Raw genomic sequence first — 15,585 nt, forward strand, 5'->3', positions numbered from 1 at the left:
CGCCGCCCGCTTGCCGGCGCTCGGCCCCGGCTCACTGCTCGATCTGCCGGTTCCAGCGCGCGTCCCACTGCGCGCGATGCGCGTTGATCGCATCCCAGTCCACCACCGTCACCTTCTTCACGAGCTGGTCGAGATCGCCGAGGCTCTTCTGCATGTCGGGCGGCATGCTCGCCTGGCGGTTGGTCGGGATCTGCTTGCCGGCCACCGCGGCCCTGGTCTGCGCCGGCGCCGACAGCAGGAACTGCGCGAGCTTCTGCGCGAGCTGCGGATCGGGGTTGTTCTTCACGACGCAGAGATCCACCAGCAGCAGCACCGCGCCCTCCTTGGGCGCCGCGTAGGCCACCGGCAGCCCCTTGTCCTTCAGGTCGCCGACGCCGGTGGGCGTGAGCGGGAAGATGGCCGCCTCGCCGGTCTGGATCATCTCGGAGAGCTTGGCCGAGTTCGGAATGTATTCGGCCACGTTCGGCCCCACCGTGCTGGCCCATTTCGTGAAGCCGGGCTCGACGTTGTTCTCGTTGCCGCCGAGCAGCCGGTTGATGGCGAGGAAGCCGTGCAGCCCGAACGTGCTGCTCGACGCCGACTGGAACACCACCTTGCCCTTGTATTTCGGATCGGCGAAGTCCATCCACGAGGTCGGCGGCGCCCAGCCCTTCGCGGCGAACAGCTTGGTGTTGTAGCCGATGCCGGTCATGCCGAGCTGCACGCCCGCGCCGATGTCGCCCTTCATGCGCGCGAACGGATACAGCTCCTTGAGCACCGGCGCATCGTCGAGCTTCTCGCACACGCCCATGCTGACCGCGCGCGCCATCACGCCGTCGTCGAGGAACACCACGTGCATCTGCGGGTTGGCGCGGTTGGCCAGCAGCTTGGCGAGCACGTCCGACGAGGTGCCCGGCACCACCACCACGCGGACGTTGTTGGCCTTCTCGAAGTCGGGCAGCACGCCGCTCGTGTAGGCCTTCTCCATCGGGCCGCCGTTCATGCCGATGTAGATCGTTTTCGTCTGCGACCAGGCCGGCAGCGTGATGCCGAGCGCGAACAGCGCCGCGAGCGATGCGAGAGTGCGAGACAGTTTCATCGTGGATCTTCCTTGGGGCGGATGGGTCTTGACTGGAATGACGATAACGACGCCGGATGCTGTCGGGGCGTGGGGGCCGGTTCGGGCACCGGCTCGGATGCGCGATCCGCGCCGGCCGCGAAGCGCGCGATCGAGAATGCCGCGATCGGCGTGTCCGTCTCGCCGCGCACAATCAGTTCGGCGAGCAGTTCGCCCACGCCCGGCGCGAGCAGGAAGCCGCCGCCCGAGAAGCCGAATGCGTGCAGCAGGCACGGGGTCGTGCCGCTCGGCCCGATCACCGGATTGCTGTCGGGCGTCTCGCCCTCCACGCCGCTCCAGGTGCGGATCAGCAGTGCGTCGCGCAGGCCGGGCAGCAGCGCGCAGGCCTCGCGCATCACGGCGCGCGTGGTGTCGGCCGACGGCTGCGCGTATTCGCCGTCGCCGTGGCCGCGCCCGCCGCCGATCACGCAGTTGCCGCGCGCCACCTGTCGCGCGTAGACGCCCCCGCCCACCACCCCGAGGTTGTGCTCGATGAACGGCGGCAGCGGCTCGGTCACCCACATGTTCGGATAGATCGGCCGCAGCGGCACGGCCTCGCCGAAGCGGCCGGCCACGGTGTTGCCCCAGGCGCCGGCGGCGTTCACCAGCCAGTCGGCCGTGACGCGCCGGCCGCCCGCCTGCAGCACGAAGCGCGTGCCGTCGAACTCGACGTCGGACAGCTCGGTCTGCTCGTAGAGATCGGCGCCGGCACGCCGCGCGGCGGCGGCGAAGGCCGGCGACACGAGCCGCGGGTTGGCGTGGCCGTCGCTCGCGCAGAGCGCGCCGCCGATCGCCTGCGCGCCGAGCCACGGATAGCGGCGCCGGAACGCGTCGCCCGACATCACCTGTGAACGCACGCCGTAGCCGCTCGCCATCGCGGCCCAGGCGTGCAGCGCGTCGAGATCGGCCTCGCGTCGCGCGAGCCGCAGGTGGCCCGACACGACCAGTTCGCCGTCGATGCCGATCAGCTCCGGCAGCCGGTTCCAGATCCGCCGCGCGCGCGTGGCGAGCGGCAGCTGTTCCTCGGGGCGCCCCTGGGTGCGCACCCCGCCGTAGTTCACGCCGCTCGCCTGCGCGCCGCAGAAGCGCCGCTCGAACAGCGCCACCGGCACGCCCAGGGCCGCGAGCGCGCGCGCGGTCGAGGCCCCGACCAGTCCGCCGCCAGCGATCGCCACGTGGTAATGCCGGGCCTCATTCATCGTGGGCCTCCTCGTCGCGCACCCGCACCGCGTATTCGAACAGCATCGGCGAGATCGGGATCGGCTTCACCGGCGCCTGCCCGCGCGGCCGGCCCACCTGATCGAGCGGCCGGCCGGTCTCGGCGGCCAGCAGCGCCATCGCCGACTCGCCGCACATGCGGCCCTGGCAGCGCCCCATGCCGACCCGCGTGAGCGCCTTCAGGCGGTTCACCTCGCCCGCCATCCCGCCGCGGATGCACTCGCGCAGCAGGCCCGCCGTGAGCGCCTCGCAGCGGCAGACGATGGTCGCGTCGGACCAGCGCGCGGCGGCGTCGGCCGGCGGCGCGAACGCCGTCTCGATGCCGGCGCGGAACCGCGCGAGCCGCGCGAGCCGCCGTTCGATCGCGGCCGGGCCGAGGCGGCCGGGACCGCCGGCGGCGCCGGTCGTCCCGCGCGGCGCGGCGATGCCGAGATCCTCGAGCAGCGCGAGCGCGGCGCGCCGGCCCGCCAGCTCGGCCGCGTCGGCGCCCGCGATGCCGGCGCCGTCGCCGGCCAGATAGACGCCCGGCACCGAGCCGCGCCCGGCCGCGTCCCTCCACGGCAGCCAGCCGCGGCTCAGCGGGTCGAACTCGAAGCGGCAGCCGGCCAGGTCGGCCAGCTGCGTCTCGGGGCGCAGGCCGAAGCCGAGGCCCACCGCGTCGCAGTCGGTGTGCCGCTCGACGCCGTCGGCGCTGCGCCAGCACAGGCGCTCCACCGCCTGCTCGCCGTCGATCGCGTCGAGCGTCACGCCCGACACCACCGGCACGCCGTGCGCGCGCAGCCAGCCGAGGTAATAGAGGCCCTTGGCAAACGTGGACGGCTGGCTCAGCAGCTTCGGCACGGCCGCCGCCTGGCGCCCGAACGGGCTGGTGTCGAGCACCGCCGCGACCTGCGCGCCGGCTCGCGCGTACTGGTAGGCGACCAGATACAGCAGCGGCCCGGTGCCCGCGAACACGGTGCGCCGGCCGATCGCGCAGCCCTGCGCCTTCAGCGCCACCTGCGCGCCGCCGAGCGTGTAGACGCCGGGCTGGGTCCAGCCCGGCACCGGCACGACGCGGTCGGTCGCGCCGCTCGCGATGATCAGGTGGGTCCACGGCAGCCGTGCCTCGCGGCCCGCGCGCAGCGTGTCAAGCCAGCCCGGCTCGCACGACCAGACCAGCGTGTCGGGGCGGTAGTCGAGCTGCGGCAGCAGCCGCGCCATGCAGGCGTGGACCGCCTCGGCCTTGCGCGCCTCGAAGCCGTAGAGCGCGGCCTTGCCGCGCGTGAAGCCGGCGTCGGCCGGCGGCTGCCGGTAGATCTGGCCGCCCCAGCGTGGGTGCTCGTCGAGCACGGTGGGCCGGATGCCGGCCGCGACGAGCGCCTCGGCCGCGCGAATCCCGGCCGGCCCGGCGCCGACGATCACCACGCGCGGCCCGGGGGCGCCGTCGTCCCACGACTCGCAGGCCGGCAGCAGGCCGTCGTTGAGGTTGTCGTCGATGTTCATGCTCATCGCGCGCCTCCATCGGTGGTCGGGTGCGCCGGTGCCGCCGGCGGGGGCGCGGCGATCGGCGCCGCCGGTTCCTCGCGCGGTCCGGCCGGGGCGGCCGAGCCTTGCGGTTCGCCCGGGCCCGCCGATGCCGCGGCCGTCCGCGACGCGGCGGCCTCGCCCACCGGCACGGCCCGCGTCGCATCCCCGCCGCCCGCCGCCCAAGCGGCGCGCGTCACCACCCGCATCCCCTCGCGCAGCGGCGTCGAGCAGGCGCGCAGCCGCGTGCCGTCCTCGGTGCGCACCCAGCAGTCCTGGCATGCGCCGATCAGGCAGAAGCCCGCGCGCGGGCCGTCGCCAAACTCGCTGTCGCGCAGGTAGCGCTGCCGGGTGAGGATCGCGGTCAGCAGCGTGTCGCCGGCCAGCGCCTCGACGGCGACGCCGTCGAGCACGAACCGCACGCGCGCGCGGCCGGTCTCGGCCACGCGCACGAGTTGCGGCCCGGCGGGCGGCGGCGGGAAAGCGGGCGGGCGGGCTGGCTGGCTCATCGATGGAAAAGCGCGAGGCGCGAAGAAGGAATCGAACGGGAAACGACGGGGCGACCCGGGGCGCGGCGCATCAGTGCTGCCCGATCAGGACGCGGTTCAGGCCGTACACGCGGTCGAGGATCAGCATCGCGCCGGCCGTGATCGCGATCACCAGCGTCGAGACCGAGGCCATCATCGGATCGATCGACTCGGTCGCGTACATGTACATGCGCACCGGCAGCGTGACGGTCTGCGGCGAGGTGATGAAGATCGACATGGTCAGCTCGTCGAAGCTGTTGATGAACGCGAGCAGCCAGCCGCCCGTGATGCCCGGCACGATCATCGGCAGCGTGATGCGGCGGAACGTGGTCCAGGCATTCGCGCCGAGCGAGGCGGCCGCGTGCTCGGCGCTGCGGTCGAGCCCTGCCACCGCGGCCAGCACCAGCCGGATCACGAACGGCGTGACGATGATCGTATGCGCCAGCACCAGCCAGCCGAACGAGCCGGTCACGCCGATCAGCGCGAACAGCCGCAGCAGCGCGATGCCGAGCACGAGGCCCGGCACCACCAGCGGCGAGAGCAGCAGCGCGTTGAGGAACGCGCGACCCGGAAAGCGCGCGCGGCCGATCGCGAGGCCCGCCGGCAGCGCCAGCGCGAGCGACAGCGTGGCCGAGGCGAACGCGAGCCTGACGCTGTTGCCGAACGCGCCGATGAAGTCCGGGTAGTCGAGGATCGCGCGGAACCAGCGCAGCGACAGGCCGTGGGTGGGCAGCGTCAGCGTCTCGTCGGGCGTGAACGCGACGAGGATCACGATCGCGAGCGGCGCGAGCATGAACAGGATCACGAGCGTGTGGAACGCGAGGGCGAGCGGACCGTTTTTGCGCATGGCGGTGGCGTCGTTGGCTGGGCTGGACCGGGGCTTGGCTGGACGGCGGCGCGCGTCAGCCGAGGCTGCGCGTGTAGCGGCGTTCGAGCACGCGGTAGTAGGTGAGCATCACGATCAGGTTCGCCGCGAGCAGCAGGATCGCGATGGCCGCGCCGAGCGGCCAGTTCATGGAGCCGAGGAACTGGTCGTAGACGGCGGTGGCGGCCACCTTCAGGCGCCGCCCGCCGAGCAGGCCCGGAATCGCGAACGCGCTGGCCGACAGCCCGAACACCATCAGGCTGCCCGACAGGATGCCCGGCATCAGTTGCGGCAGCACGATCCGGCGCAGCGTGGTGGCGGGCGAGGCCATCAGCGACAGCGCCGCGTGCTCGGTCTGCGGGTCGAGCCGCTGCAGCGCCGTCCAGACCGGAATCACCATGAACGGCAGCATCACGTGGACCAGCGCGATCACGATCGCGAAGGTGGTGTATTCGAGCTTGTACGGACCGCGGCCGGCCAGCGCGAACAGCTGGTTCACGAGCCCGTTGGTGTTGAGCAGCATGCTCCAGCCGAACGCGCGCACCACCACCGACACCAGCAGCGGCGCGAGGATCACGAGCAGGCAGGCCGAGCGCCACGGATCGCGCATGCGCGACAGGATGTAGGCCTCGGGCGTGCCGATCGCCACGCACAGCAGCGTGGTGAGCGCGGCGATGCCGAAGGTGCGCAGGAAGATCGTGTGGAAGTACGACTCGCGCAGCACCTCCAGGTAGTAGGCCGGACCGAACGCGGCCACCGGCCCGCTCGACGGATCGAAGCGGTAGAACGACAGCACCAGCGTCATCGCGAGCGGCACCAGCACCAGCGCGACGAACAGCAGGCACGCCGGCGCGCTCATCAGCCACAACGGCAGCCAGGCGCGCCAGCGCGGGCGCACCCGGCCGCGCGCGGCGCCCGCCTCGCGGCCGGCCATGCCCAGCGCGTCATCCACGGGCGCCCTCCTGGCCGATCACGCGCATCGCGTCGCCGCGCCAGTCGATGCCGACCACGGCGCCCTCCGCGAGCGGCTCGTCGCCCTCGTTCTGGCAGCAGGCCAGCATCTCGCCCGCGCGGCTGTCGAGCCGGTACAGCCACTGGCTGCCGAGGAAGAAGCGGCTCGTCACGCGCCCCGCGATGCGGCCCGTGCCGGCCGCGCCGAGCGTGAGCTTCTCGGGGCGGATGCAGAGCGTGACCGCCTCGCCGGTGCGCAGCGTGCGCGTGCCGGCCGGCGCGCAGACCGCCTCCGGCAGCGCGTCGCCGAGATCGATGCGCAGCCGCTCGCCGTCGTGCTTCACCACCTTGCCGTTGAGCAGGTTGGTCTTGCCGATGAACTGCGAGACGAAGCGGTTGCCCGGATGTTCGTAGGCGTGATACGGCGTGTCGACCTGCGTGATGCGGCCCGCCTCCATCACCACCACGCGGTCGCTGATCGACAGCGCCTCCGCCTGGTCGTGCGTGACCATCACCGTGGTGGTGCCGATCTTGCGCTGGATCGCGCGCAGTTCGAACTGCATCTCCTCGCGCAGCTTCGCGTCGAGGTTCGACATCGGCTCGTCGAGCAGCAGCACCGGCGGCGCGATCACGATCGCGCGCGCCAGCGCCACGCGCTGCCGCTGGCCGCCCGACAGCTCGCGCGGAAAGCGTTGCGCGTAGGCATCGAGCCGCACCAGCGAGAGCGCCTCGCGGGTGCGCGCCTGGCGCTCGGCGCGGCCCACGCCGCGCATCTCCAGGCCGAAGCCGACGTTCTGCTCGACGCTCATGTGCGGGAACAGCGCGTAGCTCTGGAACACGATGCCGAGCCCGCGCCGGTTCGGCGCGAGGCGCGTGATGTCGCGACCGTCGAGCGTGATGGTGCCGCGCGTCGTCTCCACGAAGCCCGCGATCATCTGCAGCGTGGTGGTCTTGCCGCAACCGGACGGCCCGAGCAGCGACACGAACTCGCCCTTCTCGACCGACAGGTCGATGCCGGCGACGGCCTGCAGGTCACCGAACGACTTCGAAACATCCGTCAACGTGAGGAACGACATGGTCTGGCCTTTCGGTGCCGCGGCACCTGCTGAAGCGGTTGCATTCCGGTGCACCGACTCTATCCGTTCAATTTTTTCGACGTCAACGCGAAATTCCGGACGGCGACATTAGTTTCCGATTTATTCCGCTGTATAGAATCATTAAGCCGATGCCTTGTTGAATCGTTTCGGCCAGCGATCTTCGGGCGAACCCTGAGCAACCGGCCGTGCAAGCGCCGGCGCAACGCGGTACAGTCGGGACGCGCCGGACGCGGCGCAACCGGCATTCCGCTGGATGGAATCATTCGAGGCGAACGTGAAAACCACACGAGAAGACAACGGCAGCGTCGACGACGCGCGCGGCCCCGGCGTGCTGCAGCGCGCGTTCGCCGTGATCCGCGCGCTCGGCGAACATCAGGCCGAGGGCAGCCGCGTGACCGCGCTCGCGAAGACGGTGGGCCTCACGCAGGCCACCGTCCACCGCATCCTGCAGGGGCTGATCGCCGAGGAAGTGGTCGAGCAGGACGAGCGCACGCGGCGCTACCGGCTCAGCGTGGCGTTCTTCGCGATGGCCGCGCAGGCCGGCAACCCGAACGGCTTGCGCACGCTGTGCCGGCCCGCGCTGCTGCGGCTCTGCGCGAGCCTCGGCGACTCGATCTTCCTGCTGGTGAAGAGCAGCTTCGATGCCGTCTGCCTCGACATCTGCGAGGGGCCGTTCCCGATCCGCTCGTTCACCGGCACGATCGGCGGGCGCGTCGCGCTCGGCATCGGCCAGGGCAGCCTCGCGATCCTCGCGTTCCAGCCCGAGGCCGAGCGCGAGGAGATCATCCGCTTCAACGTGCCGAGGCTGCGCAGCTACGGCGTGCTCGACGAGGTCTACCTGCGCACCGAGATCGAACGCGTGCGCGCGCTCGGCTTCGCGGGGCGCAACAGCGGCGTGCTCGAGGGCATGGCCGGCGTGGCCGTGCCGATCTTCGACCAGCACCGTTGCGCGGTGGGCGCCCTCAGCGTGGGCACGCTCTCGACGCGGCTGACCGAGGAGCGCCTGCCGACCGTCGTGCAACTGCTGCAACGCCAGGCCGAGATCATCGGGCCGCAGATGAACCCGTTCGACGTGGCGATGCGTGAGCCGCTGCAGGGGCTCACGCAGGGGTATGCGGCGCGGGCGGGCAGCGCCGTGTGAGGCCACTCAATAGAACGTGTTCGCGCCACCCTGACAGCCGTCGAAGATTTCCTGCTTCGACCGGCCCTCGCGGTGCTGCATCTGGCTGCCGACACAAGCCTCCGTGCGCCGTTGCGATTCCGCGTCGTCCTGCTTGCGCTTCTCCTCGGCCTCGAGCCGCTGCTTGCGCTGCGCCTCGTACAGGGTGCCCGAAAAGCGGCGGCTGAACGCCGTGCCGCCCGGGGTTGACGCGGGTTGACCAGGGAGCGCCGGCATCGCGCCGGCGCTCGACGTGGCGAAATTGCGGCTCAGCGCCGATTCGTACCTCGGGCTGCCAGCGCCGGTGCGCGGCATGGTCGGCCGGCGCGTTGCCGGTGCGACCGTGGCATGCGTGGGCGCCCCCGCCGCGGGCCGCGAAGGCTCGCGGTTCGGCTGTGCGACTGCCTGCACCGCGGCGCCCAACAGCATCCATGTCACGAGATATGTCTTCATAGGCATGCATCCGACCGAAAAGCGGCGCCATGGATTGCGCCGGGCGTCCGGGCCTGGCCAGTCGAAAGACCGGTGATTAATTTTTCATGAATACCATCGGCGCTCGCGCCCGTCGAGCCGATCCGTCATGGTTTCGTCACCTTCGGCCGCCCTTGCGTGCTTCGCCGGCACCCCGCACGCCGGCCATCACACCCGCCACCGCGCTTGACGCGCGGCCGGCGTGCCCCGAAGATGACGGCCGCGGAATGCGGCGGGCTTCGGCCCGCGCGCCTTGCGCCGGCACGCTCACGGGCGTGCGGGTGGTCCGGTTCCGCCGGTTTTCCTGCTTGATTCCCTGCTCGCTGTCCCGAGCTTTTTCGGCCCCGCACCCGCGCCGCTGCTGCCCATGACGCTTCGTCTCGCCCTGTTCGATTTCGACGGCACCCTCGCCGACTCCTACCCCGTGTTCGCCGATTCGCTGAACGGCCTGGCGGCCCGCCACGGCTTTCGCCGGACCGCCGACGACGATCAGCGCAAGCTGCGCGGCCTCAGCGCGAGCGAAGTGCTGCGCGAGCTCGCGCTGCCGATCTGGAAGGTGCCGGCCGTGCTGTCCGACGCGCGCCGCCTCATGAACGAGCGGATCGACGAGGTGCGGCCGTTCCCCGGCATCGTGGCGGCGCTGCATGCCTTAATGGACAGGCAGATCGCGGTGGCCGTGGCCACCTCGAACTCGCAGGACAACGTGCGCGCCGTGCTCGGCAACGCGCTGGTCGAACGCTTCGCGGCGGTCGAATGCAGCTCGTCGCTGTTCGGCAAGTCGCACCGGCTGCGCACGATCCTGAAGACCACCGGCATCGACACCGCGCACGCGATCTACGTCGGCGACGAGATCCGCGACGCCGAGGCGGCCGACGGCGTCGGCCTGCGCTATGGCGCGGTAGGCTGGGGCTATACCGATCTCGACGCGCTGTTGGCAAAGCGGCCGCATCAGGTGTTTCGCGCGCCGGCGGAATTGCTCGCGCTGGGCGAAGGCACGGCGCGGCAGGCGCCGCGGGCGGACGCCTGAACGCGCCTGGCGTGGGGACATGCAGCGGTGGGAATCGGGCCCGATACGTGGTGATCAAACCCGTGCCGCCCCATCCGGACGAAGCGACTCACGGCTGCGGACGAGCACACCTGCCCCTCCCGCCAACCGCTACCGATCCCCGTCGACTCACCGTCAAACAGCCAGCTCCCGCGCGAGAAACCGGACCAGTGCGTCCTGCACCTCGTTGAGCGCCTGCCCCGCGCCGACGAGCGCGAGTTCGGTGGGCGGCAGCGCCGGCAATTCCTCGCAGACAACATGCTCGGGCAACAGCGCCGTGTCTGGCAGCACCGTCACGCCCAGCCCCGACGCCACCGCGGCCTGGATCCCCGTCAGGCTGTGGCTGCCGAACGCGATGCGCCAGCGCCGCCGCGCGTGATCGAGCCCGCGCAGCGCGCGCTGCCGGTACAGGCAGCCTTGCGGAAACAGCGCGAGCGCGATCGGCTCGCCGCTCTCGCGGTCCGGCAGTTCCGCGTGACGGCCCCTCGCCCACACCAGCGTCTCGGGCCACGCCGCAAGGCAGTCGCCGCTGTCGGGCTCGCGCTTGACGAGCGCGATCTCGATCTCGTCGGCGGCGAGCTTGCGGCGCAGGTCGGTGCTCATGCCGGCCACGGTTTCGAGCCGCGCGTCCGGCCGCTCGGCGGCGAAGCCCGCGAGGATCGCCGCCATCCGGCGCGCGTCGAAATCCTCGGGCACGCCGAGCCGCAGCGTGGTGCGCCGCACGCCGCTCGCGAGCGCGTCCTGCGCCTCGTGCGACAGCGCCAGCAGCCGGCGCGCGTACTGCGCGAGCAGCTCGCCGTGCTCGGTCGGGGTGACCTGATTGCCGCTGCGATCCCGCAGCAGCAACGGGTGGCCGACCATCTCCTCCAGCCGCCGCACCTGCTGGCTGACCGTCGACTGGGTGCGATGCACGCGCTCGGCCGCGCGCGTGAAGCTGCCCTCGTCCACCACGCACAACAGCGAATTCAACAGTTCCAGATCCAGCATGGCCGGCTCCCGTTATTCGATTTTCCACTGAGAAAGCGATTCTAATTTAATTTCCCCGATGAGCGGGCCACGCGTAGCCTGTCGTTTCCGATCCATCCGACACCTGCCCGGAGCCGCCATGTCGCTTGAAAACACGCCCCGCCCGAAGTGGTTGACCTTCGACTGCTACGGCACCCTGATCCAGTGGGACGAGGGCCTGCGGGCCGCCGTCGCCGGCATCGTCGCGCGCAAGGGCGCGCGGCACATCGAGCCGGCGGCGCTGATCGCCGCCTACGACCGCCACGAGCATGCGCTCGAGCAGACGCCGCCGCACCGCTCGTTCCGCACGCTGGCCGGCGAGGCGCTGAAACTCGCGCTGGCCGAGTGGAGCCTGCCCGCCGACGACGGCGACGCGCGCTGCCTGACCGATGCCATCTCGGCCATGCCGCCGTTTCCCGAGGTGGTCGACGCGCTGCGCGCGCTCAAGGCCGCCGGCCATTCGCTCTGCATCGTGTCGAACACCGACGACGACGTGATCGCCGGCAACGTCGCGCAACTGGGCGGCACGATCGACCGCGTGATCACCGCGCAGCAGGCCGGCGCCTACAAGCCGAGCCGGACCCTCTTCGAGCACGCGCACGCGCGGCTCGGCGTGACGCGCGAGGAGGTCGTGCATCTCTGCGCGAGCCCGCACCTGGACCACGCGGCGGCGCGCGACATGGGCTTTCGCTGCGTGTGGATCGACCGCGGCACCGGCCGCGCGCCGCTGCCCGACTACACGCCCGACGCCACGCTGCCCACGCTCGATCGCGTACCCGCGCTGTTCGCCTCGCTGGGCTGGTAGGCGCGCCACGCGAGCCGGGGCGGCGCGTTGGTAAGCTTATGTCTTTACGATTGCGGTTTCGCGGAGGGCGAGCAGATGGCACATCAACTCAATATCGACACCGGCGCGAGCGGGCGGCGCGCCGGGCTCGACTCGGACGCGGTGCGGGCCGCGCGCATCGAACTCGCGGCCTGTTTCCGCCTGGCCGCGCAACATGGCTTCGAGGAAGGCATCTGCAATCATTTCTCGGCGGTCGTGCCGGGCCATGACGACCTGTTCCTCGTGAATCCCTATGGCCATGCGTTCGCGGAGATCACCGCGTCGCGGCTGCTGATCTGCGATTACGACGGCAACGTGATCGAGGGCGAGGGCCAGCCCGAGGCCACGGCGTTCCACATCCACGCGCGGCTGCACCGGGCGATGCCGCGCGTGAAGGCGGCCTTCCACACCCACATGCCGAACGCGACGGCGCTGTGCCTGCTCGAAGGCCCGCCGCTGCTGTGGCTCGGGCAGACCGCGCTGAAGTTCTACGGCCGCACCGCCGTGGACGAGCACTACAACGGGCTCGCGCTCGACGCCGCCGAAGGCGACCGGATCGCGGCCGCGCTCGGCGACGCCGACGTGCTGTTCCTGAAGAACCATGGCGTGATGATCGCGGGCGCGAACCTCGCCGAGGCCTGGGACGATCTCTACTACCTCGAGCGCGCGGCCGAGGTGCAGCTCAAGGCGATGCAGAGCGGCCAGCCGCTGAAGACGGTGCCGCGCCACGTCGCGCAGCGTGCCTACGAACAGATGCGGCTCGGCGATCCGGCCAGCGCGCGTGCCCACCTGGACAGCGCGATGCGCCAGCTGCGCGCGGCCGGCAGCGATTTCGAGCGGTAGGCGGGATCGCCCGGACGCAGAGCGCTCAGTCGAAATGGTCCGAATCGGTGCTCTGCCGGCGACAGGCCTGCACCACCGGCCCGATCGCGGCGTTGCTCTGCACGCCCGGCAGATGCGCGAGCAGGCAGCGGTGGAACGAGACGTCGGTGGGCGTCAGCATGGCCCAGCGCCGATAAAGGCGATCGCACGAGACGCGGATCATCTCGACCACGTTGCGGTTCCAGGTGCCCGACACCGTATTCAGAATGCATTCGTTGTAGTTCGCTTCCTCGTTGAACGCGAACGCGGGGCTGGCCGCGGCAGCCAGCGCGGCCAGCAGTACGATGCGGGTCGCTGCCCGACGGATCGGATGGATCGATTTCATGAGCGCGCCCGCCGGAAGAAGCGTGGATGCCGGACGAGGATGATAGCGTTTCGTCAGGCTGTTGACAGCTTGCAACGCAGCAAGCCGCCACCAACCACGATAACGCCCGGCGGCGCGCGTTTATTCCATCGCGCCGGGCCGCCCCCGGACCCGGCCACGGCGGCGGATCACGGCTGGCACGCCTCCATGCCCACTTCGATGCCCTGCAGCTGCACGTGCCCGTTCGTCTTCACGAACGAGAAGCTCATCGCGCGCGTGCGGGCGCCGGCGATGCAGGCATGGCGCTCGTCGTCGAAACTGAACATCGATACGCAGCGGTTCGCCGGAAACACGCCGGCTTCCTTGACCGCGTCCGGGTGGCGGTCGCGCCCCGGGTAGTACAGGTAGTGCGCGCTGTGCCCGGTGCGGAACGGCGCGAAGTATTCCGGATGCTGGCTCGCGTAGGTGGCGAAGCTGCGCGCGCGCGTGGGGCCGTCGGCCTTCGCCAGCTCGGGGCGCATCAGGTCGACGATGTTCGTGTCGAGCCGCATGTCGGGCGCCGCGTAGGCGGCGAACCCGTCCGGCGACGGGAATGTCGCCCAGAAATCGGTGTCGAGCTTCGTCACCTCGGCCTGGGTCAGGCAATCGGCGCCGGCCGCATGCGCGAGCGGCGCGACGCAGGCGAGCGCCGCCACGCATAGCAGCTCAGCGATCCGCATTGGCTTTCTTCTTGGCGAATGCAATGTGAAATTCCTCGTTCAGTTTGGCGGGCGTGGACACTTCGAGTTTGGTGCCTTTCGCGAGTTCCTCCTTCGCGAACTGCAGATAGGTGGCGGGCACGAAGAAGCCCTTCAGCTCCGCGGCCTTCTGCATGCCGAAGTTGATCGCGTCGCTCTGGTTGCCGCCCAGCAGGATCGGCGCGCCGGCGCTGGTCTGCGCGTAGACGAACGCCGCGTGGCCGCCCTTCTTGTGCTTGTAGACGGCGATGGCGCCGAACACCGGCTTGTCGATCTTGACGAAATTCTTGCTGTAGCGAAACGACTGCGAATCCATCGGCGCGGCCGTCTTCGGATACTTCGCGCTCTGCAGGCACCAGTTGACGAACGACGCGCACCACGGATTGCCGTCGCCGACCAGCGACTTCAGCGAACCGCCGACTTCCTTGTGGTAGTTGATCGTCTTGGTGATCACGCCCTCCTTCTGGCCGTGCCAGAACTTCGCCTGCTGCAGCGCGAACTCCATCCACGGCGCTTGCGGCGAGGCGGCCGCCACGAACGCCACCGGATGTCCCTGGCCGAGCTTGCTGCGGTCGAGGACCACGGCGGGATCGGCGGTCGGGGCGGAGGTGGTCGGCGACGCGGATGATCTCGACGCGGCCGGTGTGGCCGGTGCAGCGGGCGAGGCAGCGACCGGAGCCGGCGCGGCGCTGGCCGGAGCCGGCGCCGGGGATGCCGCCGGTGCGGACGAAGCCGGCGCGGCGGCCGTGCCCGCGCCGCCGGCGGGCTTGGCGAAATCGTCGATGCTGACGGCTTGCCCTTGCGCCTGCCCGGCGGACGCGGTCGCCGACGCGGTCGAGGCCGTCGACGCCGCCGGCGCGGGCGTGCTCGCGGTGGATGCGGTGGATGCCGCGCTCGCGGACGCGGCCCGATGCGTGGCGGCCGGCTTCACCGCCGCCGGATTCGGCGGCGCGGCCGGCGCATCGTGCGGCTTCTTCGCGTTGATCATCAGGTAGTCGCCAGCGAAGATCCGCGACGATTTCAGATGATTGTCCGCCTCCAGCTGCGCGACGCTGACCTTGAACTTCTGCGCGATCTTGCCGAGCGTGTCGCCCGACACGATCCGGTAGCGAAAGCCGGGAATCGCCTCGCGCCTGGCGGTGTCCTTCACGTAGTGCGCGCTGGTGGGCGCGGCGGTCTGGAACAGGTCCTGGAAGAACACGTAGGCGGCCGAGGCGTTCTGCGTGGTGATCTGCCCGATCTGCTTCAGGCCGTCCTTCGCGTGATCGACGAGGAACTGGATCTGCTGCCCGGCCGACTCCATCGGCAGCAGCGGCAGCTGGCCGAACGCGTTGGTGGTCAGCACCGTCTTCTTCGCGCCGGCCTGCACCGTCACCTTCTGGTTCGGGATCGGCCTGGCACCGTCCGACAGCGTGACCGACGCGGTACGGATCCAGCGCTCATGGCGCGTCTTGATCCGCGCGTTGTAGCCCTCGTGCTTCTCCATCACGCTCATCATCGAATCGAGATCGGCGTCGCTCATGGTATTGAGCACGCGCGTGCGGGCGAAGCCGGTGCCGTTGCAGATCGCCTGGATGTAGGCCTCGGTGTTGTTTTCGTTGGGCGGCGCGTACACCTGCATCGCGTCCGAGATCGACATGTCGTTGTACTTGCGGCGCAGCAGCGCCTTCTTCTCCGCGCGGCCGGTGTCGTAGTCCGGGAAGATGAAGAAGTCGCCGCTCGCGGTGTTGCCCACGCCGATCGAGGTCAGCACGTACTTCGACTTCGGCCGCAGGTTGCCCGGATTGTTGAAGCGCCAGGCGATGGTGCCGCCGCTGCGCAGCAGGATGTCGCCGTTGTCGGCGACGTACTGCACGGTCAGCGTCGCCTTGTCGTGGGTCGCGGAGATGAACTTGGTCATGT

15 protein-coding genes and 1 pseudogene are annotated in these 15,585 nt (G+C 70.7%); 4 read left to right on the forward strand and 12 right to left on the reverse strand.

Annotation, left to right across the window (positions count from 1 at the left end; translation table 11 throughout):
- Positions 1–31: 31 nt before the first annotated feature.
- The 7 genes and pseudogenes from bpln_RS25705 to bpln_RS25735 all read right to left on the reverse strand — a co-directional run bounded on the left by bpln_RS25705 (position 32) and on the right by bpln_RS25735 (position 7,236).
- Positions 32–1,078 (reverse strand): ABC transporter substrate-binding protein, encoded by a 1,047-nt coding sequence (locus tag bpln_RS25705; protein WP_055140391.1) that lies wholly within the window; start codon positions 1,076–1,078, stop codon positions 32–34.
- Positions 1,075–2,295, reverse strand: a complete 1,221-nt coding sequence (locus bpln_RS25710) for an NAD(P)/FAD-dependent oxidoreductase (RefSeq protein ID WP_082465440.1) — start codon at positions 2,293–2,295, stop codon at positions 1,075–1,077. Before bpln_RS25710 ends, bpln_RS25705 begins: the two co-directional genes overlap by 4 nt.
- Positions 2,288–3,802, reverse strand: coding sequence for an FAD/NAD(P)-dependent oxidoreductase (locus tag bpln_RS25715; protein WP_244131940.1), 1,515 nt, complete (start codon positions 3,800–3,802; stop codon positions 2,288–2,290). The genes bpln_RS25710 and bpln_RS25715 overlap by 8 nt, the downstream gene beginning before the upstream one ends.
- 185 nt (positions 3,803–3,987) lie before the next feature.
- Positions 3,988–4,326, reverse strand: a pseudogene (locus bpln_RS37970) ((2Fe-2S)-binding protein); the annotation flags it as partial.
- 70 nt (positions 4,327–4,396) lie between these two features.
- The gene (locus tag bpln_RS25725; RefSeq protein WP_055140392.1) at positions 4,397–5,191 is read right to left on the reverse strand and encodes an ABC transporter permease; all 795 of its coding nucleotides are present in this window, start codon (positions 5,189–5,191) and stop codon (positions 4,397–4,399) included.
- Between the two features lie 55 nt (positions 5,192–5,246).
- Positions 5,247–6,143 (reverse strand): ABC transporter permease, encoded by an 897-nt coding sequence (locus tag bpln_RS25730; protein WP_055141225.1) that lies wholly within the window; start codon positions 6,141–6,143, stop codon positions 5,247–5,249.
- Positions 6,144–6,153: 10 nt separating this feature from the next.
- On the reverse strand, positions 6,154–7,236 hold the full coding sequence (locus tag bpln_RS25735) for an ABC transporter ATP-binding protein (RefSeq protein WP_055140393.1): 1,083 nt from the start codon (positions 7,234–7,236) through the stop codon (positions 6,154–6,156).
- Between the two features lie 274 nt (positions 7,237–7,510).
- Here bpln_RS25735 and bpln_RS25740 point away from each other — a divergent pair, with 274 nt between their 5' ends.
- The gene (locus tag bpln_RS25740; RefSeq protein ID WP_055140394.1) at positions 7,511–8,398 is read left to right on the forward strand and encodes an IclR family transcriptional regulator; all 888 of its coding nucleotides are present in this window, start codon (positions 7,511–7,513) and stop codon (positions 8,396–8,398) included.
- 6 nt (positions 8,399–8,404) lie between these two features.
- Here the strand turns inward: bpln_RS25740 and bpln_RS25745 are convergent, their stop codons facing one another.
- Positions 8,405–8,845 carry a hypothetical protein gene (locus tag bpln_RS25745; RefSeq protein ID WP_148654185.1) on the reverse strand — a complete coding sequence of 147 codons (441 nt, stop codon included), beginning with the start codon at positions 8,843–8,845 and terminating at the stop codon, positions 8,405–8,407.
- A gap of 409 nt (positions 8,846–9,254) precedes the next feature.
- Between bpln_RS25745 and bpln_RS25750 the strand changes: the two genes are divergently transcribed.
- Positions 9,255–9,914, forward strand: coding sequence for an HAD hydrolase-like protein (locus tag bpln_RS25750; protein ID WP_055140396.1), 660 nt, complete (start codon positions 9,255–9,257; stop codon positions 9,912–9,914).
- A 153-nt stretch (positions 9,915–10,067) separates the two neighbouring features.
- On the opposite strand, the gene bpln_RS25755 is transcribed toward bpln_RS25750, so the two are convergent.
- On the reverse strand, positions 10,068–10,919 hold the full coding sequence (locus tag bpln_RS25755; RefSeq protein ID WP_042628012.1) for a LysR family transcriptional regulator: 852 nt from the start codon (positions 10,917–10,919) through the stop codon (positions 10,068–10,070).
- A gap of 118 nt (positions 10,920–11,037) precedes the next feature.
- On the opposite strand from bpln_RS25755, the gene bpln_RS25760 reads away from it, so the two are divergent.
- On the forward strand, positions 11,038–11,742 hold the full coding sequence (locus bpln_RS25760; RefSeq protein ID WP_042628013.1) for a haloacid dehalogenase type II: 705 nt from the start codon (positions 11,038–11,040) through the stop codon (positions 11,740–11,742).
- A gap of 75 nt (positions 11,743–11,817) precedes the next feature.
- Positions 11,818–12,603, forward strand: a complete 786-nt coding sequence (locus tag bpln_RS25765) for an aldolase (RefSeq protein ID WP_042628014.1) — start codon at positions 11,818–11,820, stop codon at positions 12,601–12,603.
- 25 nt (positions 12,604–12,628) lie between these two features.
- On the opposite strand, the gene bpln_RS25770 is transcribed toward bpln_RS25765, so the two are convergent.
- The 3 genes from bpln_RS25770 to bpln_RS25780 all read right to left on the reverse strand — a co-directional run bounded on the left by bpln_RS25770 (position 12,629) and on the right by bpln_RS25780 (position 15,583).
- Positions 12,629–12,967, reverse strand: coding sequence for a VF_A0006 family four-cysteine protein (locus tag bpln_RS25770; RefSeq protein ID WP_055140397.1), 339 nt, complete (start codon positions 12,965–12,967; stop codon positions 12,629–12,631).
- A gap of 167 nt (positions 12,968–13,134) precedes the next feature.
- Positions 13,135–13,665 carry a hypothetical protein gene (locus bpln_RS25775; RefSeq protein ID WP_055140398.1) on the reverse strand — a complete coding sequence of 177 codons (531 nt, stop codon included), beginning with the start codon at positions 13,663–13,665 and terminating at the stop codon, positions 13,135–13,137.
- A complete protein-coding gene (locus bpln_RS25780) occupies positions 13,652–15,583 on the reverse strand; it encodes a TIGR02594 family protein (RefSeq protein ID WP_055140399.1) in 1,932 nt (643 codons plus the stop codon). Before bpln_RS25780 ends, bpln_RS25775 begins: the two co-directional genes overlap by 14 nt.
- Between the last annotated feature and the right edge of the window lie 2 nt (positions 15,584–15,585).

This window comes from Burkholderia plantarii (genome assembly GCF_001411805.1).
In the GTDB taxonomy this organism is placed as follows: domain Bacteria; phylum Pseudomonadota; class Gammaproteobacteria; order Burkholderiales; family Burkholderiaceae; genus Burkholderia; species Burkholderia plantarii.